Source organism: Clostridium ihumii AP5, from assembly GCF_000612845.1.
Classification (GTDB): Bacteria; Bacillota; Clostridia; order Clostridiales; family Clostridiaceae; genus Clostridium_J; species Clostridium_J ihumii.
In genome coordinates, this window is the sequence record NZ_CCAT010000038.1 from 1 (window position 1) to 549 (window position 549).

The 549-nt window shown below is 32.1% G+C and carries 1 protein-coding gene and 1 tRNA gene; both read right to left on the minus strand.

The genetic code is table 11. The features are described from left to right. Positions 1-47: 47 nt before the first annotated feature. Positions 48-123, minus strand: a tRNA-Thr gene (locus BN346_RS04350). 90 nt (positions 124-213) lie between these two features. Next, positions 214-549: RNA polymerase sporulation sigma factor SigH (gene sigH, locus BN346_RS04355; protein WP_034439882.1), on the minus strand; the 336-nt coding region annotated here is incomplete at its 5' end.

The window sequence follows — 549 nt, forward strand, 5'->3', positions numbered from 1 at the left end:
ATTTCTTCTATAAACTCATCCTGGTGTGTTGCTATCCTTAACGAGTTTGGAGCCCATAATCGGGATTGAACCGGTGACCTCCACCTTACCAAGGTGACGCTCTACCTACTGAGCTATATGGGCATTTATTCTTAATATTTTCAATAATTTCTTTTTAAATTTGCTGTATATCAGTTATTGATTATACAATATTCATATGCTGTTGTCAATCAGTCATCTTCTTTTATTCAAACATTTTTCTAACTTTCTTTTTACTCTTTGAAGAGCATTATCTATAGACTTAGCTTGCCTATCTAAATCGCATGCAATTTCTTGATAAGACTTGCCATCCAAGTATGACATTAGAACTTCCATTTCCAACTCTGACAACACTTCGCCTATTTCATTTTCTATATTTTCTATTTCTTCCTTACTTATAACCAATTCTTCTGGATCAGATATTTTAACACCTGAAATTATATCCATAAGTGTTCTTTCTGATTCTTCATCATATATAGGTTTATTTAGAGAGATATATGTGTTTAAAGGTATATGTTTTTGTCTTGTTGC